Source organism: Laedolimicola intestinihominis (genome assembly GCF_040096155.1).
In the GTDB taxonomy this organism is placed as follows: Bacteria; Bacillota; Clostridia; order Lachnospirales; family Lachnospiraceae; genus Laedolimicola; species Laedolimicola intestinihominis.
Map to the genome: position 1 here is coordinate 112,179 of NZ_JBBMFE010000006.1, position 22,147 is coordinate 134,325.

Consider the following 22,147-nt stretch of genomic DNA (forward strand, 5'->3'; position numbering starts at 1 on the left):
CCGGGCAAGCATGGTTGACGGAAAAGCGGATTCAGGGTAAACTGTAGGCTAGTACTTAATATATAAGGGAGAATACCGTATACCATGTTTTATTTAAAAAAAATGACAAAAGAAATGCACGATGAGGTGCTGGCCATGGTGGAGCAGTTCTACCACAGCGATGCAGTCAGCCATCCGGTTCCGATGGAAAAACTGGAGCAGACCTTTGCGGATGCTGTCAGTGAGGATTCGATTCTCGAGGGCTTTGTGCTGAACGAGGATGATACAACCGTGGGCTTTGCCTATATTACGGAATACTATGCCTGTGAGGTGGGCGGACGCTGTCTGATGTTTGAGGAGCTGTTTCTGAAGGAAGAATTCCGGGGAAAAGGCTATGGCACCCGTTTCTTTGATGAAATTATGAAGGCGAAGCCGCAGGTGCGCCGTTTCCGTCTGGAGGTCACCCGCAGCAATGAGAAAGCTGTGCACCTGTATGAGCGGCTGGGTTTTGAATTCCTGGCCTATGATCAGATGGTTCTCGATCGATAAATAAGGAGATACAGATGAGTGATGAAAAATTGATGGAGCTTGCGCTGCAGGCGCGGGAGAGTTCTTACAGCCCGTATTCCCATTTCCGGGTAGGAGCGGCCCTGCTCTGCGCCGATGACAGTGTCTATACCGGCTGCAACATCGAAAATGCGGCCTTTACGCCGGGCATCTGTGCGGAGCGCACCGCCATCTATAAGGCAGTCAGCGAGGGAAAACGTGCGTTTACAGCCATCGCCATCGCAGGTGGATCGGAAGACAGTGCACCGGCTCTGACTGCGCCCTGCGGCGTCTGCCGCCAGGTCATGCGGGAATTCTGCGATCCGGAGGAGTTTCGGATCATTCTGGGAGCCGGAACCGGGGAGAAGCAGGTGTACCTGTTAAAGGAGCTGCTTCCTTTAAGCTTTGGACCGGATAATCTGAACGGGAAGGAGAAACATTCATGAATTTCTGGAAAAATCTATCAACTCGGAGAAAAGAAGTGTTCTTTTTCCTGTCCATGGTGCTGTTTGGTGTGCTGAAAGAGTTTCTGGTTTACAATCTGCCGATTATGGCGGTGCCGAAGGGCATCCATGACGACTGGATTATGGTACATATGGCGGATGCCCTGCGTGGTGGCCGGTGGTTGGGAGAATATAACGATCTGACCCTGACCAAGGGCATGTTTTTCCCTTTTTATTTGGCAGTGCTGAATTTTCTGCACCTGTCTTACCTAAGCGTGTCGGCATTTCTGTATACGGTCAGCTGCATGATTTTCGTGTACGCGCTGAGACCTCTTCTGAAAAAATACCGGGCCTGCCTGACCCTGTATCTGGTGCTTCTGTGGAATCCGGTGTCCTATTCGGTTCAGGCGTTTCAGAGAGTGTACCGCAACAGTATTTCCTATATCCAGGTGCTGCTGATCTTCGGCGGCCTGCTGGCTTTGTGGCTGCGTAGAAAGGAGCCGGTAAAGAAACAGCTTCTGTGGCTTCTTACCGCTGCGATCGGTATGGTGACATTTTTCTATACGAGGGAGGACGCTATCTGGGTGGAGCCGTTTCTCATCGTATTTGTATTGGTATATCTGGGAAATCTGTTTGTGCTGTGGCGTAAGGAGCACGCAAAAGTCTACGTGGCGAAAGCGGTTCTGATTTTGCTGCCGTTTTTAAGCGTCTGGGGTGCGGGACAGCTGATTGCCCAGGAGAACTATACCCATTATAATATCAGTCTGACCAACGAGCTGCAAAAAGGCGGCTTTGCAGAAATGTATAAGAGCATGATGGCAGTGAAGCCGGAGGAGGATATTCCGGGCGTCACTATGACCAGGGAGAAGGTGGCGCGGATGTGCGACGAGTGTCCGACTCTGAAGAAGCTGGAGCCTTATATTCAGAGCAGCCGCATCTACTGGGCCGGTTCCGAGGAAAATGAGAAGGACTGGGAGGTAAGGGACGGCTGGGTCTTCTGGATTTTCCGTACCGCTCTGGAGCAGGCCGGTTATTATACGGATGGCGGGACAGTCAATCAGGTATGCCTGCAGATCCGGAACGAGCTGGAGACCGCCATGGATGAGGGACGCCTGGAACGGCAGGCGACCATGCCTTCAACCTATATGTCCCCCTGGAGAAAAGGCTATCTGGGCGATTTGTTCGGCGCGTTAGGCAAGGCGATCGCTTATACCACCACCTATGATGAGATGGAGACACTGGTGTACCTCTACAGCGAACCGGATGATAACGGCGGCATCCCGCTGTTTGAGCGGATGACCGGCGACAAGGCGGTCTGGTATGAGTCGAATCTGGTGGAAATGGCGGGCTGGTACGCGTCCTATGAGGGTATGGATGGCGTGACTTTACAGGCGGAGCTTGCGGATGGCACCGTACTTGGAGCGGCGGATTTCACCGAGAGTGACGATATCGCGTCCTATCTGGCCGGACAGGGCATTGCGGCGCCCGGCAGCGAAAAGTGCCGGTTTTCCCTGAAGCTTTCCGTGGAGGATAAGCCACAGACCATATATCTGAAGTCCTATCGGAACGGTGCGCTTCTGGACTCCTATGAGCTGTCCGACGATGTGACCCGGATTGAGAGCGACACCTCCTGCCTGAATCTGGACTGGTACTGGGATGTACCGGAGCGCCATGGGTTCCTGGCGAAGATCAACTATAAGGGCATCATTTTAAATGGGGTGTGTCAGGCGTACCATTACACAGGAGCTATCGCAGCTGCAGCCGGAGCGATGGCTTATCTGGTTCTCTGTGTGCGGATGCTGAAACGTCGTCTGAAAAAGGTGAAGGACGCGGATGGCCGTGATCTGTCCGTGTGGCTGACCCTTTCCGCGCTGCTGGCCAGCTATTTCGTGTTACTGGGCGGCATCTCCTACTCGGAAATCTCCGGCTGGAACGCGATTCTGTACTGGTATTTGTCAGGGGCTTATCCGATTATGATTGCCTTTGAGGGATTGGCGGTACTGTTCCTGGTGCAAGAGCTTCGTGGAAAAGCGAAACAGTAAGAAAGTACAGAATCAGGATGGATTTTTGTTTAATTTTAGACATATTATGCATTGTATTTTTATGGAATTCTAGTATAATAAAACATAACAGAACATAACAAAACATAACAAAACATGACATTTATGCAACTAAATCGGGCGAACCTGACAGAAGGTCCGTCGAAAAGGAGAGGAACATTATGAAACTGATTATTGACAACGCCAATATTGATGATATTCGTTCCATGTATGAGTATTTTCCCATGGACGGCGTAACCTGTAACCCGACCATTCTGGCCAAGGAGAAGCGCCCGCCCTATGAGGTACTGAAGGAGATTCGTGATTTCATCGAGGAAGGCGAACTGCATGTGCAGGTTCTGAGCGATCAGGCCGATGGTATGGTGGAGGAGGCCTACAAGATACGCCGGGAGCTGGGCGATGATACATTTATCAAGATTCCGACCACCAAGGAGGGTCTGAAGGCTATCCGTATTCTGGCAGCGGCAGGGATTCATGTAACAGCGACGGCCATCTATACCCAGATGCAGGCGTTCCTGGCAGCCAAATCCGGTGCCCAGTATGTAGCGCCTTATATTAACCGTATTGACAATCTGGGATCCGACGGCGTTCGCACTGCCAAGGAGATTCATGACATGTTCCGCAACTACGGCTTCAAGACCGAGGTGCTGGCAGCCAGCTTCAAGAACTCCCGTCAGGTGATTACTCTGTGCGAGTATGGCATTGGCGCGACTACCATTTCCCCGGATGTACTGGATCTGCTGATCAAGAACGACTCTGTAACGGCAGCTCTGAACGTGTTCCGCAGAGACTTCGAGAAGGTCTGCGGAAAAGGCAAGACCATGTTGGATTGCTAATTACGGATTCATATAAGAGGATATCTTATGATAGATTTGCATTTGCATTTTGATGGTTCCCTGCTTCCGCGCACCGTATTGGAGCTTGCGCAGGAGCAGGGAATCCTGCTTCCGGCCACAGAACCGGACGAGCTAAAGCTGTTTCTGGCAGCGCCGGAAGAGTGTGGAAGCCTTAACGAATATCTGGAAAAATTTGACCTGCCCCTGCAGGTGCTGCAGACGAAGGAGGCCGTGCGCAAAGCCATGTACATTCTGGTCAGCTCCTTAAAGGAGCAGGGGATGCTCTATGCGGAAATCCGATTTGCGCCCCAGCTTCACACGAAGAAGGGTATGAGCCAGGAGCAGGTGGTGAAGGCGGCTCTGTCAGGCATGCAGGAGGCGCTTATCGGTTCGTTTTTCAACTGTAAGCTGATTCTCTGCTGTATGCGAGGGGCGGACAATCTTGGGGAAAATCTGCTGACGGTCCGGACGGCGGCCACTTTTCTGGGACGCGGCGTGGCGGCAGTGGATCTGGCCGGAGCAGAGGCTCTGTATCCGACAGCGGATTTCGCGGACGTCTTTGGTCTCGCGAAAGAGCTTGGTGTGCCTTTTACGATTCACGCAGGTGAGGCCGACGGGCCGGAGAGTATTCAGGCGGCGCTTGCCTTTGGAGCCAGCCGTATCGGTCACGGCGTGCGCGCGGCGGAAGATCCGGAGCTGCTTGCTCGGTTAAAGGAGCAGCAGATCCCATTGGAAATGTGCCCCAGCAGCAATGTGCAGACCAAAGCGGTGGCGACCCTTGCGGAGCATCCTGTACTTGATTTTCTGCGCCGGGGGCTGAAGGTGACGATTAATACGGACAATATGACGGTGTCGGATACCACCATCGAGAAGGAATTCGGACTGCTTAGCCGGGAACTTGGCATGACGACGGAAGAACGGAAGACGCTGCTTCTGAACGCGGCGGACGCGGCCTTTTTAACGGCAGAAGAGCGGTGGAGACTTCGTGATGTGATAGAAAAAATATGCTGCTGAATTTAGGAAGGCTGAAAGTGACTCAAGAACGCAAAAGCTGCAGATTGAATGAATAGCCCGGAAAATGGGTAATTGCAGACAGGGAGAAGAAAATGGCAAAGAAGAACGCAAGAAATACAAGAGGAAAGATCGTCAGCGCGGCCTGGAAGCTTTTTTATGAGCAGGGCTACGAGGATACAACCGTGGAGGAGATCATTGCCCTTTCCGGTACGTCCAAAGGTTCCTTCTATCATTATTTCGATGGGAAGGACGCCCTTCTTTCCACCCTTAGTTCCCTGTTTGATGAAAAATATGAGGAGCTGATGGAGGAGCTGACTCCGGACATGACAGCCATGGATCAGCTGCTCTTTCTGAATCAGGAGCTCTTTAAAATGATTGAGGACAGCATTTCCCTGGATCTGCTGGCCAGACTCTATTCCACTCAGCTGACCACCAGCGGCGAGAAGCATCTCCTGGATCATAACCGGATTTACTATAAGCTGTTGCGGAAAATCATTGCCAAAGGCCGGGAGAACGGGCAGCTGAGTCGAACGTCCGGCGTCAGCGAGATGGTAAAGCTCTATGCTCTCTGCGAGCGGGCCCTTCTGTACGACTGGTGTCTCTGCGCCGGGGAGTATTCGTTGGTGGAGTACAGTAGCCGGGTGCTGCCGGTGTTTCTCAGCAGCTTCCTGCCGCAGAACTAAATATGGATTTGAAGCGCGCCTGTTTTATTTTTTGTACAATAGAAATTTATTATTTGTATCCTTTGTTTTATAAAATATCGTCTAGTTATAAAATGCGATTAAATCAATAAAAATATGTATTTTTAGAAATAAAAGTACAGTATTCATTCTATACATTATTCTGTATTGTAGTCTATTTTTCTCTGTGCTATAATAAGCCCCATGTGCGGGGCAGAAGAAGCTGTTTTCCGCGATCGAAAGATAAATGAGGAGGATGTAACTATGGCAGGACAGGTGGGAATTCTCGCGGCGATTGTGATTTATCTGGTCGCAATGGTGTACGTGGGATTCTATTTCAGTAAAAAGGGCAGCGGCGATTCGGCAGATGAATTTTATCTGGGCGGACGAAAATTAGGACCGCTGGTAACGGCGATGAGCGCGGAGGCTTCCGATATGAGCAGCTGGCTCCTGATGGGATTGCCGGGCGTCGCTTATCTGACCGGCATCTCTGACGCTGGTTGGACCGCTATCGGCCTGGGTCTGGGAACCTATCTGAACTGGCTGATTGTGGCGAAGCGTCTGCGCCGCTATTCTGTAAAATGCAACGCGATTACCATTCCGGATTTCTTTTCCAGACGTTTCCGGGACGAGAAAAACATTCTGATGTGTATCGCGGCGATTGTAATTCTGATTTTCTTTATTCCCTATACGGCGTCTGGCTTTAAGGCGATCGGAACACTGTTCTCCAGTCTCTTCGGAGTCGAGTATCATGTGGCGATGATTGTCGGAGCGGTAGTAATCGTAGGTTACACCGTCATGGGCGGTTTTATGGCCGTATCCACCACAGACCTGATTCAGAGTATTGTTATGAGTATTTCTCTGGTGGTTATCGTATTTTACGGAATCCATCTGGCAGGCGGCTGGGACGCGGTTATGGCAAATGCGAACTCACTGGCCGGATATCTTTCCATGGCGCAGATGCATGATGGCGCCACCAATACGGCTAGCCCCTACAGTCTGCTGACGATTGTATCTACCATGGCGTGGGGACTGGGGTATTTCGGAATGCCTCATATCCTGCTTCGTTTTATGGCCATCGAAGACGAGAATAAGCTGACGCTTTCCCGCCGGATTGCCAGCATCTGGGTTGTAATTTCCATGGCAGTGGCTATCCTGATCGGTGTGATTGGCTGCGCGGCTTCCGTACAGGGCGCGATTCCGACCTTTGCGACCAGCGCGGAGTCCGAGACCGTCATTATCCGTTTCGCCCATCTGCTGGGACAGCATAATTTCCTGCTTTCCCTGGTTGCAGGCGTGGTTCTGGCCGGTATCCTGGCCTGCACCATGTCTACGGCAGACTCTCAGCTTCTGACGGCGGCTTCCGGCGTATCCCAGAACCTACTGCAGGATTTCCTGAAGATTAAGATGAGCGCAAAGGCTTCCATGATGGCAGCGCGTCTGACCGTAATTGGCATTGCTGCTGTAGCGATTTTCCTGGCATGGAATCCGGACAGCTCCGTATTCTATATCGTATCCTTTGCATGGGCAGGCTTCGGCGCAGCCTTCGGACCGCTGGTTCTCTTCGCGCTGTTCTGGAAGCGTACCAATATGCAGGGCGCTCTGGCCGGTATGATCGCAGGCGGTGTGATGGTATTCGTATGGAAGTATCTGGTTCGTCCCATGGGCGGTATCTGGAACATCTACGAGCTGCTTCCGGCGTTCATCGTATCCGCGCTGGCAATTGTCATTGTTTCTCTGCTGACAGCGGCTCCCTCCAAGGAGATCTGTGAGGAATTTGATTCCGTAGGAAGATAAGAAATGAACGGTGTGACTGTGAAGGTCACGCCGTTTTTTTGTGCCCGTGGGTAGTGCAAAAGCAGGACAGATCTTTTCGTGTTCATATTCTCATGGTATAATTAAAATAAGAACGTGACAGGGGAATACAGCATTGCGCAGAAGGCAGTCGTTGTAATTCACAGCAGAAGGAGATACGCATTATGCCAAAACCGAAATGGAATTTAAATACCATTTACATATCAGAAAGGCTGCAGGAGAGTCTGCGGCCCATCTCCCGTTGCGCCATGACCACCGTGGTCGCCCCCATGGGCTACGGAAAGACCACGGCAGTAAACTGGTATCTGGGTGAGCGTGCCAAGTCGGAAACCCTGAAAATTATCCGCATCAGTGTGTACTCTGACAATCTCGCGATCTTCTGGAAAAGCGTGCAGGAGGCGTTTGCCCGGGCCGGTTTTGATGTTCTGTGTAACTATCCCTGTCCTACGGACGCCGCAGGCGGCGGACTGCTGGTGGACGATCTCTGCCATTCGCTGGCAGATGAGACGACCTGCTATCTTTTTATTGATGATTTCCATCTGCTGACCGACAAGCGCGCCTCGCTGTTCCTTTGTATGCTGGCAAACCGGCTGCCTGCAAACGTGCATCTGATTGTTGCCAGCCGGGACCGTTTTTTGCCTGCCGCGGAGGCAGTGCGGCTGGGGGCCAAGGTGTATCAGATTGGCACGGAGCAGCTGCGCCTCAACCATACGGAACTGGCCATCTATGCCCACCGCTGCGGAACGGAGCTTTCCGACGCGCAGGTGGAGAGTCTTCTCTACTCCAGCGAGGGCTGGTTCTCCGCCGTTTATCTGAATCTGCGGACGCTCTTTGAACGCGGCGTGCTGCCCAGCCGTCATTCTGACATCTACGCCACCTTTACTGCCGCTATGATCGATCCGTTGCCGGAACAGCAGCGGGAGTTTCTGGCGGTCATGGGGCTTGCCGATGAATTCACCGTCCAAATGGCGCAGTACGTCACAGGCAACGCGGACGCCGGGCAAATTCTTTCTGCGCTGACGGAGCAGAACGCCTTTGTCACACGCCTGCCGGACGGCGCGACTTACCGCTTCCATCACATGATGAAGGAGTGTGCCGAGCGCAGCTTTCTGGCGATGCCGGCGGAAACGCAGCGGCTCTATTGGGAGCGCTTCGGCCTGTGGTACGAGCAGCACCGACAGTATCTCCACGCCATTGCCGCCTACCGGAAGAGTGAGAATTACGATGCGCTGCTGCGGGTCATTCGCAGCGATGCGGGCATCCTGCTGGCGTCGCTGAAGCCGGAGGATGTGTTGAACGCGCTGGATAAATGCCCTGCAGAAACGCTGAAAGCATCCCCCTTTGCTATTCTGGTGCTGATGCGCCGGATGTTCACCTGGCGGAAAGTCCCGAAAATGTTGGAGCTGAAAGCGCTGCTGCTGACGGCCATCGAGGAGCATCCGGAGCTGTCCGAAGAAGAGCGCGGCAACCTGCTGGGGGAATGCGACCTCATTCTGAGCTTTCTCTGCTACAACGACATCAGTGCCATGAGCCGCCTGCACCGCAGCGCCAGCGCCCGGATGTCCCGCCCCGCCATCAGCATCCAATCGAGCGGCGGCTGGACCTTCGGATCGCCGTCTGTTCTGATGATGTTCTACCGCGCGCCGGGAGCGATGGAAAGCGAGCTTGCCGAAATGGACGAATGTATGCCCCATTACTATCAGGTCACCAATCACCATGGGCAGGGCGCGGAAACCATCATGCGCGCAGAGGCACTGTTCTGTCAGAGCCGCTTTACCGATGCACATATCGAAGTGGAACGTGCCTACGCACAGGTCAAGGACAACGGACAGATTAACATGGAACTCTGCTGTGATTTTCTTTCGCGGCGGCTCTCGCTGTACACCGATGTAGAACAGCGCTATACCTTTGAGGAGCGATATGCGGATCTGCTGCGCTATCACGACGCCTCGTGGATCAACCTTTGGAGTGCCACCAGTGCTTACTACCATGCGCTGCAGGGTAAAGTGGACAAAATTCCGGAGATTTTTTCGCAGCACCGCCTTTCTGATATCAACATGCTTGCGCCGGGCAAGCCCATGATGGAAATGATCGAAAATCAGGTGTATCTTGCCCAAGGCGCCTATGCCAAGGTAGTGGGACGCAGCACAGAACTGCTGGCCGTCTGCGAGGCGATGCACTACGCATTGGTAGCGTTGCATATCCGTATCCAGACGGCGGCAGCCTATGAGCAGCTGGGCAAGAGCGAGGAAGCCCACATATGGTTAAGAAAGGCGCTTTCTGATGCCGCGCCGGACGAACTTGTGATGCCGTTCGTGGAAAATTATGAGCATTTGAAGCCCCTGCTGGTGCGGGAGATCAAAACGGAACTGCTCGCAAAGATCACCGAGCTTGGCGAAGGGGCAGGGGCGCGAAACGCGGCAAGCGCCCGTCCGGCAGTCTTTGACGCGCTGACGATGCGGGAATTTGAGATCGTGGAGCTGATGGCACAACGCCTTTCCAACCGAGAGATCGCGGAAAAGCTCTATCTCTCCGAGGGCAGTGTCAAGCAGTATGTGAATCAGATCTATTCCAAGCTTCATATCGAGGGCGACACCCGAACCAAGCGGAAACGGCTAGCCGAGCTATTTGGACAAAAGACATAACCTTTGGTTAATGGTTATCCCATAGGATCCACCGTACAATATTTGTACGGTGGATTTTTATTTTTGCGGAAAGGAGGGTACGCACTTGGACCGAAGGTATCTCACAGCCGTCACGCCGCTGCCCAACCATGTTTTGCAGGTAGATTTTGTGTCCGGAAGCCGGCTTTTATTGGACATGAAGCCATATCTGGACAAGATCCGGTTTCGCCCGCTGACAGATGCGCGGGTGTGGAACAGCGCTGTGACCAACGGCATCTTTGTCCGCTTCGGCGATGTGGAACTGAGCCATGACGAGATCTTGTCCATGGCGGAACAGGAGCATTGACTCCGTTTATCTGAAAAAGGAGAAGAAAATGATGAAACACTTAAATAAATATCTGTCTTTTGCTTTGGCGCTGGCGCTGTGCCTGAGTCTTGCCGCCTGCGGCGAGAGTAACGAAGACTATGGCGATGACGGCAGCGATTACAATTTATACGGCGTTCCGGATTCCTTCGAGGGGCTTGTCAAGGACTCCGAGCAGATGGCGAACCTCTACCTCTACGGAGGCGCGTGGACGGGCGAGGACGGCGGTACACTGATCTCCGCCACCAGCGAAGCCGGCGACGAGGTACGCTTTGCGCTGTACGATGCCGACGAAGAGGTGACCGCCAGCGGCTTCATACAGTTCGTGCCGGACTATGACTATGATTATTTCTACAATGAGCATGACGGCGTGGCTTATCGCAGTTGGTTCGACGAGGTCGGCGCGCTGCACGTGGCTGAGCTTGGTACCTTTACGCAGGTGACCGGCGACGGCCGGGGTGATGTGATCGCACAGGACGACATCCCGGTTTTGATGGGTGGCGCACTGCCCTTTACCAATATGCAGAAGCTGCTCTCCGAAAACCATGATGACGGCACCTACCGTTATGAGGACATCACCGAGGACGGGCAGCTCCTTGTGGTCAATACGGCGGAGCAAAGCTGCTTTGTTCCGGATGTACAGGAGCTGGGCGATTATCTGGCAACCTGTGCTCTGTCTTTAAGTGATGCGGATACCTATGAGCTGTTGTCTGTCGAAGAAAATGAGGAATACAGCAAAAACTTAAGCTATCCGGTTTATATCGTAACCTATACCGCCGGTGAGAACGAAGACACCCGGGAATGGACCGTATTTGTCGTGGACACCGACGTTTGCACCTATCTTTACGGATTCTGCGTATCTCCCGATGCTGCGGCGGATATGGGTGAGATCTATCAAAATATTTTTTCGCAGCTGTATTTGAGCGACGAAGAATAAGGAGGATGTTACATGAAGAGAAAAAAGCCATATCTTCTGGCAGGACTGGTGTTACTGCTTTTCCTGCTGTGCACAGCCTGCGGTGATACGGAGGGACAAATCGCCCCGCAGGACGACCCCAACGAGGGCCTGGGAGGCGACCTTACCGAGGACACCGTCAACGACTTCAGCGGCTTCGAGGGTATCTGGCTGGGCGAAGCGAACAATGACTACGATTCCATGGAGATCGACGCCGAGGGCAACTGGACCCTCTATCTCAGCGGGGAAGTGGTGGATGAAGGCTACCTCCGCTATGAGCCGGAGTGGGAGGCTATCTATGCCTACAGCAACCTGGATGATTCCGGCAGCCTCATTGCCATGGAGGAAGGCCAGCTCTACAGCGCCGCTTACGGTTACTTCAACTACGGCGATGGGATGGAGTACCTCTGGTATGAGGACGGTGGCAGTCCAGATGGAAACCCGGACTCCTATTGGAGCTGGGATTCCGACCTCTGCCAGCGGAATGTCTCGGAATTCAAGGGCATCTGGTACTATGACGGCGATCTTTCGTCTGAGACCTATATCGTCATTGACGGTAATGGAAACTGGAGCTATTACCAGCGCGTTCCCGGCGTTGAGCCTGCGGAAATGGACTGCGGAGTGTTCACCTACTCCATGGACGAGGTGAGCACCTATTATGCGGACTCCACCATGTATGACGGCGTTTCTTACCGGGTCTTTGAGGTTGACGAGGATGCTCTGGTCTGGGGCGATGAGGGCGTTTACTACATGATGGAATGATGGAAAGGAGGGAAAACCATGAAGAATCGATGGAAACATATTTTTATCTCTGTGCTGGCTATGGTAATTTGCCTGAATCTTGCCGCCTGTGGCAATTCTGACGATGTAGTGGGAGATGACTGGCGCACCACCGGCGTGGTGGCTGGCAGCGGTACCATTACCCATGATGGTGAGAGCGTGGACGTGCTGGTCACGGTGAGTGAGAGCAGCGCGGCCTTCTACCGGGATCTGCCGGAGCAGATTCTCTTTGACAGCGTGTCTTTTCCCATGAATATTCCCGATGCGGAGCAGGCATTCAACGCCATCTCCTTCGAGGATATCGACGGCGATGAGGAAAGCGATGTGCTGGTAAGCTTTATCCACGAAAACGGCGACGCCACCGAGCTGATCTGGATCTGGGATCCGGTGGAGCGCTATGTCTTCCGGGAGGATCTCTCCACCGTTGCCCTCAGCGGCGGTGACTTAAGCGGCGATGATCTCAGCGAGTATGTGGGCCTTTGGGAGTATCAGGGGGAGAATCTCTGGCTGCGCATCCGCGATGACGCCACATGGGAATTTGTGAACGACCAGGATGATGTTATCGAATACGGCACGCTGTGGGTGGAGGAAAATGGCTTGACGCTCCACTTCGACGGCAGCGGCGACACCTTGCAGCTGGACCGCACCGTCAGCGGCGACCTCATCGACAGCGTAAACGGCGGCACGCTCCTGCCTGTGGAGGGTATCCAGTCTAAGGAGCCGTACTTTACAAGAAACGGGCTTGCGATCAATGCCGCCGTGGAGATGGGGACCTTCCTGCTGAAAGATGGGGTTTGCAGCTATGCGGGACTTGGCGACGGCTACAACACCGACGACTGCTATTGGGAGATCATAAAGAACGGCGATTACACCCACGACGGCATCCGCGAGCTGCACTTTGACGCCATCTGTTATGTTCCGGAAGGCTCCATTCCCTACTTTGATCAGCAGTATACGACTGTTACCAGCAGTGAACTCTATGACTTCTATACCGGTATGTGGCTCACCACCTCAACGGCCTACGGCAACAGCCAACGCGGGGACAACTATTATCTCCACACCGTCAGCTGGCAGGGGAACAGCTACCTGATTGAATTCGCGTATTCAACCGACTGGCAGTACAACGTGGGGGACTGGGCGCAGGTTCTGACCAAGAGCTACGCCGTCTATCTTCCGGAGGACTATGACGGACTCGTTTTTGCCGCAGAGGCCCAGCCGGACAACTATAAAGACAGTGCCAAACGTATGCAGCTGGACAGCATTTCGCCCGAAGCTGCCCTTATGGATATCGACACGGTAGAGCCCTATCGCAGCCTGTACTTCAGTCTGTGTTACTAAAAGGGAGGAACGGCTATGGGAATGAAACGCAATGACTTTGGCACGCCGGGAGCAGGGCGCATGACGGATGCGGAGCTGTCAAAAAAGCTGGGAAGCTATCAGAGAATGGAGAGCATCGGCATATTGCTGGGCGTTATTCTGGTGATCACCGGGTGCATCATGATGTTTGTGTATCGCAATCTCATGGTGATCTCCATTCTGGTCTTTACTGGTGTGGCGCTGTTCCTGTTGGTGGCAAAGCCCGCCCAAACGAAGAAAAAAGCGTTGATGCAGCAAGAACTGGGCGGCTATTTCTGCGCAGAGCTGACAAAAGCCTTCGGCCCGGAGCCGGATCCGGCCACGTTGCCCATCGACTGGGCGTACCTGGAGGCAGCAAAGCTGTCGGCGGTCTCTTTTACGGAGTGTACCGTGACGGACTTTCACGAGGGCGAGCACAAGGGGCTGCGGTTTTCCGCTGCCAACGTGGAGCTGCGCCGCACGGTGGAAGAACGCTCCGGCCCCGACAACGACAACTGGATGACTCGAACCGAGACGCTGTTCCGCGGCATCGTGGTACGCTGCAAGGGCATCTGTGACCCGGCGCTGGATATGACCGTAAACGACATGTTCCAGGAGCGGAAAAAGGACGATATTACCGATTCCGTTTTGTTTAGAAAGCATTTTTCTGCCCACAGGTCGGACGGGAAGGCGGCGGACGATCAGGTGACGCAGCAGCTTCGTGAGCTGGTGCAGAAGCTGGAGGCATCTTCCAACAGTTCCAAGCTGTGCGGTCTTATCCTCCGTGACGGCGATCTGACGCTGGCCCTGAACACCCGGTATGTGTTTGCGGGCGTTCCGGAGGAGCTGGATCTGCGGGATATCGACGGCATCCGAAAGTGGTTCACCGCCTCGCTGACCGGTATGGGCAATCTGCTGGATCTGATAACGGAAAGCCCCGCTCTGACAGGCACGACAGAATAAGGAGAAGAATATGGAAGAAAGGGACATGAACATGACGGATGAACATATGGCGCAGGAGCTGCGTAAGAGTAAGGGTAGCAAGTTGGGCGGAAAAATTCTTTCGCTGCTGGGCGTGGTGATTGCCGTGGTGGGCATCATTCTGGGCGGCAACCTTGTGATGATTGTCATCGGCGGTGTGGTTCTAAGCCTGGGGCAGATGGTGCAGGGTAAGTCCAAGGACAAGGCAGGCCGGCAGACCTTCGACGCCATCGCGCCGGACATCGTGGGCGCTGCCCTTGAAAACGTGCAGATGAACCCTGCGCCGCATCTTCTGGACGCAGAGGACACGAACATTCCCCTGCCCGGCCACACCCATTGCAGCGGCAGTGGGTATATCCGCGGAACATATCGCGGCCTGACCACGGAACTATGTACCGTAAGGCTGACGGAAGTCAGCGAGTTTCAACGGGAGGAGACCGGCCTGTGGGAAAAGAACGAGCAGGTGGTTTACACCGGCCAGTGGATGCTGTGTGAACTGGGACAAGAATTTCAAACATGGCTGACCATCTGGCCGCGGGACAAAATGGATAAGCTGTTCAACGCCCGAACGATCAAGACAGGCAATGAGATGTTTGATAAACGATTTAATCTGAGCAGCGGCGATGCGCAGGCGGTCCTTTGCATCCTGAATCCCGGCTGCATCGAGCAGATCCTGGCACTGGCAGATGCCTCCTTCGGTAAATTTGCCGTGAATCTCAATCCGGATGGCAGGCTGTATCTTGCCGTCCACAGCGGTCGCGGTTTTTTTGATATCGGCAAGGGTCGGGAGATGCCGGATCAGCTGCGCCGGCGCTTTGCCTGTGAACTGCGCTGGTTCACAGATTTGATCGACGTATTCCGCGGCGTATAAGGGAGGTGGGGCATATGCCTTTTTGGCTCGCTGTTATGTTGCTGTTGCTATCGATGTTGGGGAGTGTTCTCTCACACCGTTACTTGCGGAAACCGGTTCAAATCGTCTGCGTTATGCTCTGCGTCCTGCTGGCAGTGGTATGTGCCGCTTATATCGGACTGACTATTTTGTTTGTGGATGCCGTGCGGAACCAACCGTCGGTGTCGTAGGAATCCCCGCCCATGGCGGCAGGAAGGAGGACGTATGAAGAATATGAAAGTAATCGTGATTGGTTTCATTCTTGCGGTAGTGCTTGTGGCATGGCCCGTGGAATATACGCGATATATTACAGCGGGAACCGGCTTTGTTCTCGGGGCTGTACTGGTGGCATGGCTCGGGGTCCGCCAGCGGAAAGGCGCATGGAAGGGATACAAGGATGACGTGCGGCGGTACACGGGCACCACGATGATGAAGGTGGTATGGATCGAGGAATCGGTCGATGAAAGGTGGGAGCACCAGGAGGACGGCAGTGATCGGCTGCGTCGGGAGACGGTCTATCTTCCAACCTATGAGTACACTGTAAATGGCAGGACCTACCGCTACGCAAGCCGTCAGACGTTGTCCGGCAAGCGGGAGCTGGGGCGGCAGGTGGTGGGATATTATGACCCCAAGCAGCCCGACCGCATTACGGAGGACAGACCTCGAAAGCCCGTTTTCGGCGGATTCCTTTTCTTCGTTTTTGCTGTGTTCCTGCTGTGGTTCGGCATTATGACCTTCACCGGTCAGGTCTCTATTTCCTGATACCGAATATCCAGAATCAAATAGAAGCAAAAAGCGAAGGCATCCAAAATGCCTTCGCTTTTTGCTTCTGTTTTTTACAGCTTAATATTCTTGAAAAGGTCTCCCAGGGTGGTGGTCAGCTCCTCGGCCTTCGGGATTTCGATTTTTTCTTCCGGAAGATCTTCCGCAGCGGTTTCGTTCAGCGCCTTCATGCTCAGGGACAGCTTGCCGTCCTTGATAGCGATAACCTTTACCTTTACGGTGTCGCCGACCTTCAGCACCACATCCGGGCTCTTGATGCGCTTTTCAGAAATCTGGGATACGTGAACCAGTCCGGAGAGACCGTCGCCCAGATCGATGAATGCGCCGTAGGGCTGGATGCTCTCGACCTTTCCTTCCGTTACCAGACCGACCTGTACGCTGGCCAGCTTTGACCGACGCTCCTCGGCAGCCTTCTCGCGAAGCAGCTCTCTTGCGGAGAGAACCAGCTTCTGGTTCTCCGGATCTGCAGTGATAACCTGTACCTGGATCTTCTTATTCAGCCAGTCCTCCAGGTTCTCCACATAGCCAAGAGAAAGCTTGGAAGCCGGGATAAAGCCGCGGATTCCTTCTACGTAAGCGACTACGCCGGACTTGACAATGCCGCCGATTTTTACGGTGAGAACGGTCTTGTCCTCCAGATACTGTACCAGAGTCTGCCACGCCGGATCTGTGATGTCAGCCACATCATTCTCCTGTGTATCCTGGAAGGAAGCCTCCAGCTCTTCCTTGAAATCGTCCATTGTTGTTTTTTCTTCCATTTCCCAATACCTCATTTCCTATAAAATTCAGATTACAGACAGATTTCTGAGAAATCCGCTGTCCAATAGTTTTATTATATGGTAAAATGGTGCAAAAAGCAAACGGAATCAGGAGAAAAATAGATGAATCGAGTGAAAATAAGAAAGATTGTTTTTGGAGAAGGAAGACCGAAGATCTGCGTTCCGATAACGGGCCGCACCAGAGAGGAGATTGCGCTGCGGACGGCAGAACTGAAAGCGGCGAAGCCGGATCTGGCGGAGTGGCGCGCCGACTGGTATGAAGAGGTATTTGACAGGAAAAAACTGGAAGAAATGTTGGAGCGGCTGCGCGGAGAGCTGGGTGAACTTCCGCTTCTTGTGACTTTCCGCACAAAAGAAGAAGGCGGTGAGCAGAGTATCGGCGCTGAAGCTTATGCGGAATTTCTGCGGACTGTGCTGGCGTCCGGGCAGGCGGATCTGATTGACGTGGAACTGTTCCGGGGAGAGGCGCTGCTCCGGGATATCTGTGAGGAGGCCAGAAAAAAAGGGATCAGAGTCATTGCGTCCAGCCATGATTTCGAAAAGACGCCTGCAAAAGAGGAAATTATCGAGCGGCTGACCCGGATGCAGGACTGCGGCGCGGATCTGCTGAAGCTGGCTGCGATGCCCCGGGACGCAGGCGACGTACTGACTCTTTTGTCTGCCACTTGGGAAATGAAGGAGCAGTATGCAAAGCAGCCCGTTGTCACCATGTCCATGGGAGCAAAAGGAGCGGTGAGCCGTTTGGCAGGAGAAGTCTTCGGCTCTGTTATGACCTTCGGAAGTGCAGGCGTAGCTTCCGCGCCGGGGCAGGTGAGCGTGCCGGAGCTTAAGATGGCGCTGGAGGTGCTGCGGCAGCAGGAGTGAGAGGCTTTTATATCTGCTGCTCTGACTTTTGATGGAATTAGAAAAGCATAAGATAATTTTTTCTAAAATAATAGATGGCAAAATAGGGAGCCAGGTATAGATCGTGCATAATCTGTGAATAAGAAATAGAAAATGTGGTGATTTAATGAACAATCCCACCATAGAAAATGTACTGAACCTGGCCCTGGACGCCACCCCACAGGAGCGCGCCCGCTCTGAAAATCTGGACGTAGGCTTCGACAGTGCGGAAAAAACCTGGGAGCTGATTGTGAAATATTCCGGGCCGCTGGATGAGCTTCAGCAGGCTGGCATTACGGTGACGGAGCTTCTGAATGAATATGCAGTGCTGCTTGTGCCGGAAAATCTGGTGGAGCTTCTGGCAGGCGTTCCGGAAATAGAATATATCGAAAAACCAAAGAGGCTGTTTTTCTCTGTAAATCAGGGAAAGACAGCTTCCTGCATTACAGCGGTGCAAAGCGGGCAGTATGGCCTGTACGGGGAGGGCGTGCTGGTGGCGCTGCTGGATTCGGGGGTGGATTACGCCCACCCGGATTTTCGAAATGAGGATGGTACAACGCGGATTGTGGCGCTGTGGGATCAGACGATACCAGGCAGACCGCCGGAGGGCTACCGTATCGGTACGGAATATACGGCTCAGGAGATCGATGAAGCGTTGACGGCAGAGACGGAGGCGCAGCGTTACGCCCTGGTGCCGAGCCGGGACATAAGCGGCCATGGCACCAGGGTTCTCGGCATTGCGGCGGGCAATGGCCGGGCCAGCGGCGGACGCTACCGGGGAATCGCAAGCCGCAGTCCGATCCTGGCCGTGAAGCTGGGAACGCCCCGGGAGGACGGCTTCCCCAGGACCACGGAACTGATGCAGGGCTTGGATTACTGCATTCGAAAGGCACTGGAGCTTCGCCTGCCCGTGGCAGTGAATATCAGTATCGGCAATACCTATGGAGCTCATGACGGCACATCCCTTCTGGAAACCTATATTGCGGACATCGCCAATGTCTGGAAATCTGTTATATGTATCGGTACGGGAAATGAAGGGTATGCAGCCGGGCACACTGCGGGTGTTCTGCGGCGACAGACGTCGGAGATGATAGAGCTGGCTGTGGGCGAATACGAAACCGCTTTCAATATCCAGATCTGGAAATCCTATCTGGATGAAGTTGATATCACACTGATAAGTCCGGGCGGGAGAAGAGCCGGACCAATCCAGAAGGTTCTGGGGGCTCAGCGCTTTTTGCTGGAGGAGACAGAGATTCTGCTGTATTACGGGGAACCTTCGCCCTACAGCCAGTCCCAGGAGATTTATCTGGAATTGCTGCCCCGGAGCGATTACGTGGACACTGGCATCTGGACACTTGAACTGTCCGCCGGCGAGATTCGCGATGGCCGCTATCACCTGTGGCTCCCCAGCGCTGTCGCCCTGAACGGCGGCACCCGGTTCTTACACCCATCTGCAGACACTACCCTCACGATTCCATCCACCGCCCGCCGTGTCGCAGCCGTCGGCGCTTATGACAGCCGCACCCTTACTTACGCCGATTTCTCCGGCCGTGGTAACACCCGTGATCTTCGTGAGAAACCGATTCTCGTTGCCCCGGGCGTCCGTGTTCTCACCACCGCCCTCGGTGGCACCTACGCCGAAGCCACCGGCACATCCTTCGCCACCCCCTTCGTCACCGGTGCGTCCGCCCTTCTGATGGAGTGGGGCATCACAGACGGCTACGACCCCTACCTATACGGTGAAAAGGCCATTGCCTACCTAAAGAAAGGCACCCGGTCCCTGTCGGCCTTTTCGGAGTATCCGAATCCGCAGGTGGGGTGGGGAGCCCTCTGCATAAAACAAAGTCTTCCCGAAATATAAAACTATCCTTTCGAATAGTGTCCTCTGCCTGCGGCATCTGTTATAATACTATCATAGCGGGAAAGGAGGAATCTGCCATGTCAAAGAACACCAAAACCACCGATGATAAATACATCTGCCCGGAGAAAGCGGTGCGGAAGCTTCGGTCGGGCCGGCGGTTTCGGACGCCGTTGTATCTGTATGGCGTGACCGGAGTGGGAAAGACATCACTGATTATCCATAATCTGAATATGAAGCGATGCATTTACTACAGTGCGGCAGAGACGGAAGCCAGTCAGATCGCGGTCCGGGAGCAGGGCGTGGAGCATACGGTCGTTATTGACGACCTGCAGAGTGTGACAGGCGTGGAAGAACGGGAGGCCTATTATAAGGTGATTCAGGAATTGTTGGGACGGGAAGATGTCTGGCTGATTTTGATTGCGCGCTGTCCCTTCCCCCGTTGGCTGCTCACCCTGCGTACCAAATACATCTTTGTGGAAATAGAAGAATCCGATTTTCTCTTTTCCATTGAAGAACAGCGTGCATACCTGGAGCAGTACGGGATCTGTCTTCCGGACGAGCTCCATGAGAGGGCATGGAGAATGGGCGGCGGCAATCCGCTTTCGTTGCTTTTCTTTGCCATGGAAAAGGGCGATCTGGAACGTACCCAGAAACGTGAATGGGATTATCTGGAAAGCCATGTATATGAGCAATGGGATGTGGAGCTACAGGAATTCTTTATGAACATCTGCATCGTGGAGACCTTTACAATCAGGTTGGCGGCTATGCTGACCGGTCGAAGCGATGTGGAGAAAGTGATCGCCAAGGCAGAAGAAACCGGCAATTTCTTTGAGACAGCCGGAGTGGACGGTGTCTGGAAATGCCGCTGGCCCATGCGGAAATCCATGCGTCAGAGACTGGGCAGAAGGAAAACGCTGGAACAAATCCGCCGGCTTTATTATACTGCCGGATTATACTATGAATTGGAGAATCAGATACCGGAAGCGCTGTCCATGTATGAGGAGTGCCGGGATATGGAGAGCATTTCGCGACTTCTGATTTCCAATGCAAATAAAAATCCGTCCAGCGGGTGGTATTATGAACTGCGCCGCTATTATCTGGAACTGCCGGAACAAATCATAGAGGAGAGTCCTGCGCTGATGGCGGGGATGAGTCTGTTGCACTCCATGCTTATGAACATCGAGGAGAGCGAGCGATGGTATCAGGCATTGGAGCAGTATGCAGATACGCACACAGGCGGCCAGCGAAGGGAAGCCAGAAGCCGGCTGATATATCTGAAAATTGCGCTGCCCCATCGGGGAAGCATGGATATGATTGATTTAATTAAAAATGCGGATCTGTTTCTGCGTGAGTGGAGAAGTACGCTCCCGGATCTGTCTGTGACCAGTAATCTGCCTTCCATGATGAATGGCGGGAAGGATTTCTGCGAATGGAGCAGAAAAGAACGGGAAATGGTGGTGAGTATCGGAAAGCCCGTTGAATTTATTCTGGGAAAATATGGTAAAGGCTTGGTGTCACTGATACTGGCAGAGAGTTTTCTGGAAAAAGGCGAGGACACCTTTGAGATATTTTCTCAGGCGGAAAAAGGAAAAATGGAGGCCGAAAGCGGCGGAAAACTGGATCAGGTATTCGTGGGCATTGGGACACTGGCCTGGTTGTCGGTGCTGAAAAATAATGCGGAAGGGGCAGCGGCATCCCTTGCAGGCTTTCGGACGCGCGCGGAAAAGGAAGCGCCGAATTTACTGACAAATATCGATGCCTTTCTATGCCGGATTTCCCTTTATCAGGGAAATGACGGGGCGTCCTGGATGGAGCAGGCGCCTGACGAGACGCTGGAATTCAGTATCCTGGAACGTTTTCGTTATCTGACCAAGACACGCGTGTATATTCAACAGAAGCGTTATGAAGAAGCGTATTGTCTGTTGCAGCAGCTGCTTTATTACGCGGAAACCATGAATCGGACCTACATTCTGATGGAGTTGCATCTTCTTCTGGCAGTGGTGCAGTACCGAACCGGACAGGAGGAGTGGCGGGAGAATCTGCAGGCATGCGTCAGTCAGGCAGAAAGCTATCATTTTGTGAGACTGTTGAGCAGGGAAGGGAGCGTTCTGCTTTCGATGCTTGAAGAAGGAGAACCGACCTGGAAGGATCGCTCATTCCGTAAGCAGGTGCTGGAAGAATGCGGACAGATGAAGGAATTTTATCCGCGGTATCTTGGCGGCAGACAGGAAGATGAAATTATTCTGAGTGAAAATGCGATAAAAATTTTGAGATATCAGTCCGAGGGGCTTTCCTCAGCGGCCATTGCGGAAAAAATGAAGCTGTCAGAAGCTACAGTGAAATACCACAGTCGGGAAACTTACAGGAAATTAGGCGTGAAAAATAAAACAGCGGCTATCGCAGAGGCAAAAGAGAGAAAAATGATTTAGATACTTGACTTATTTTCCAGAATCTGGTATTCTTCGTGTATCAGAGATTCTTACTGATTCACAGAGGAGCATCTCCTCACGATTCCACGAAGAAGAAAACATGCAGACAAAG

At 53.3% G+C, this 22,147-nt stretch carries 19 protein-coding genes; 18 read left to right on the forward strand and 1 reads right to left on the reverse strand.

Going from position 1 to position 22,147, the window contains the following annotated elements; translation table 11 throughout:
• Positions 1–84: 84 nt before the first annotated feature.
• From WMO29_RS08455 to WMO29_RS08525, 15 genes are all read left to right on the forward strand, one after another.
• Positions 85–528 carry a GNAT family N-acetyltransferase gene (locus WMO29_RS08455; protein WP_349164491.1) on the forward strand — a complete coding sequence of 148 codons (444 nt, stop codon included), beginning with the start codon at positions 85–87 and terminating at the stop codon, positions 526–528.
• A 14-nt stretch (positions 529–542) separates the two neighbouring features.
• Positions 543–971: a cytidine deaminase gene (gene cdd / locus WMO29_RS08460; RefSeq protein WP_178039621.1), complete on the forward strand. Its 429-nt coding sequence runs from the start codon at positions 543–545 to the stop codon at positions 969–971.
• Positions 968–3,010 (forward strand): hypothetical protein, encoded by a 2,043-nt coding sequence (locus WMO29_RS08465; RefSeq protein WP_349164492.1) that lies wholly within the window; start codon positions 968–970, stop codon positions 3,008–3,010. The genes cdd and WMO29_RS08465 overlap by 4 nt, the downstream gene beginning before the upstream one ends.
• Before the next feature lie 179 nt (positions 3,011–3,189).
• Positions 3,190–3,864, forward strand: a complete 675-nt coding sequence (locus WMO29_RS08470; RefSeq protein ID WP_349164493.1) for a transaldolase family protein — start codon at positions 3,190–3,192, stop codon at positions 3,862–3,864.
• 27 nt (positions 3,865–3,891) lie between these two features.
• Positions 3,892–4,878, forward strand: a complete 987-nt coding sequence (gene add / locus WMO29_RS08475) for an adenosine deaminase (protein ID WP_349164494.1) — start codon at positions 3,892–3,894, stop codon at positions 4,876–4,878.
• Positions 4,879–4,970: 92 nt separating this feature from the next.
• The gene (locus tag WMO29_RS08480) at positions 4,971–5,561 is read left to right on the forward strand and encodes a TetR family transcriptional regulator (RefSeq protein ID WP_178039617.1); all 591 of its coding nucleotides are present in this window, start codon (positions 4,971–4,973) and stop codon (positions 5,559–5,561) included.
• A gap of 261 nt (positions 5,562–5,822) precedes the next feature.
• Positions 5,823–7,355, forward strand: coding sequence for a sodium/proline symporter (locus WMO29_RS08485; protein ID WP_349164495.1), 1,533 nt, complete (start codon positions 5,823–5,825; stop codon positions 7,353–7,355).
• A 182-nt stretch (positions 7,356–7,537) separates the two neighbouring features.
• A complete protein-coding gene (locus WMO29_RS08490) occupies positions 7,538–10,018 on the forward strand; it encodes a helix-turn-helix transcriptional regulator (RefSeq protein WP_349164496.1) in 2,481 nt (826 codons plus the stop codon).
• A gap of 85 nt (positions 10,019–10,103) precedes the next feature.
• On the forward strand, positions 10,104–10,343 hold the full coding sequence (locus tag WMO29_RS08495) for a DUF2442 domain-containing protein (RefSeq protein ID WP_178039614.1): 240 nt from the start codon (positions 10,104–10,106) through the stop codon (positions 10,341–10,343).
• Positions 10,344–10,371: 28 nt separating this feature from the next.
• The gene (locus WMO29_RS08500) at positions 10,372–11,298 is read left to right on the forward strand and encodes a hypothetical protein (RefSeq protein ID WP_349164497.1); all 927 of its coding nucleotides are present in this window, start codon (positions 10,372–10,374) and stop codon (positions 11,296–11,298) included.
• Between the two features lie 12 nt (positions 11,299–11,310).
• The gene (locus tag WMO29_RS08505) at positions 11,311–12,078 is read left to right on the forward strand and encodes a hypothetical protein (protein ID WP_349164498.1); all 768 of its coding nucleotides are present in this window, start codon (positions 11,311–11,313) and stop codon (positions 12,076–12,078) included.
• Between the two features lie 18 nt (positions 12,079–12,096).
• Positions 12,097–13,434 (forward strand): hypothetical protein, encoded by a 1,338-nt coding sequence (locus WMO29_RS08510; RefSeq protein WP_349164499.1) that lies wholly within the window; start codon positions 12,097–12,099, stop codon positions 13,432–13,434.
• Positions 13,435–13,449: 15 nt separating this feature from the next.
• Positions 13,450–14,394, forward strand: a complete 945-nt coding sequence (locus WMO29_RS08515; protein ID WP_349164500.1) for a hypothetical protein — start codon at positions 13,450–13,452, stop codon at positions 14,392–14,394.
• A 10-nt stretch (positions 14,395–14,404) separates the two neighbouring features.
• Positions 14,405–15,283: a DUF3137 domain-containing protein gene (locus WMO29_RS08520; RefSeq protein ID WP_349164501.1), complete on the forward strand. Its 879-nt coding sequence runs from the start codon at positions 14,405–14,407 to the stop codon at positions 15,281–15,283.
• A 243-nt stretch (positions 15,284–15,526) separates the two neighbouring features.
• A complete protein-coding gene (locus WMO29_RS08525; RefSeq protein ID WP_178039608.1) occupies positions 15,527–16,063 on the forward strand; it encodes a DUF3592 domain-containing protein in 537 nt (178 codons plus the stop codon).
• Positions 16,064–16,137: 74 nt separating this feature from the next.
• On the opposite strand, the gene WMO29_RS08530 is transcribed toward WMO29_RS08525, so the two are convergent.
• The gene (locus WMO29_RS08530) at positions 16,138–16,842 is read right to left on the reverse strand and encodes a S1 RNA-binding domain-containing protein (protein WP_178039607.1); all 705 of its coding nucleotides are present in this window, start codon (positions 16,840–16,842) and stop codon (positions 16,138–16,140) included.
• A 123-nt stretch (positions 16,843–16,965) separates the two neighbouring features.
• Here WMO29_RS08530 and aroD point away from each other — a divergent pair, with 123 nt between their 5' ends.
• The 3 genes from aroD to WMO29_RS08545 all read left to right on the forward strand — a co-directional run bounded on the left by aroD (position 16,966) and on the right by WMO29_RS08545 (position 22,035).
• A complete protein-coding gene (aroD, locus tag WMO29_RS08535; RefSeq protein ID WP_349164502.1) occupies positions 16,966–17,727 on the forward strand; it encodes a type I 3-dehydroquinate dehydratase in 762 nt (253 codons plus the stop codon).
• A gap of 145 nt (positions 17,728–17,872) precedes the next feature.
• Positions 17,873–19,606 (forward strand): S8 family peptidase, encoded by a 1,734-nt coding sequence (locus WMO29_RS08540; RefSeq protein ID WP_349164503.1) that lies wholly within the window; start codon positions 17,873–17,875, stop codon positions 19,604–19,606.
• 77 nt (positions 19,607–19,683) lie between these two features.
• Positions 19,684–22,035 carry a helix-turn-helix transcriptional regulator gene (locus tag WMO29_RS08545; RefSeq protein WP_349164504.1) on the forward strand — a complete coding sequence of 784 codons (2,352 nt, stop codon included), beginning with the start codon at positions 19,684–19,686 and terminating at the stop codon, positions 22,033–22,035.
• Positions 22,036–22,147: the final 112 nt, after the last annotated feature.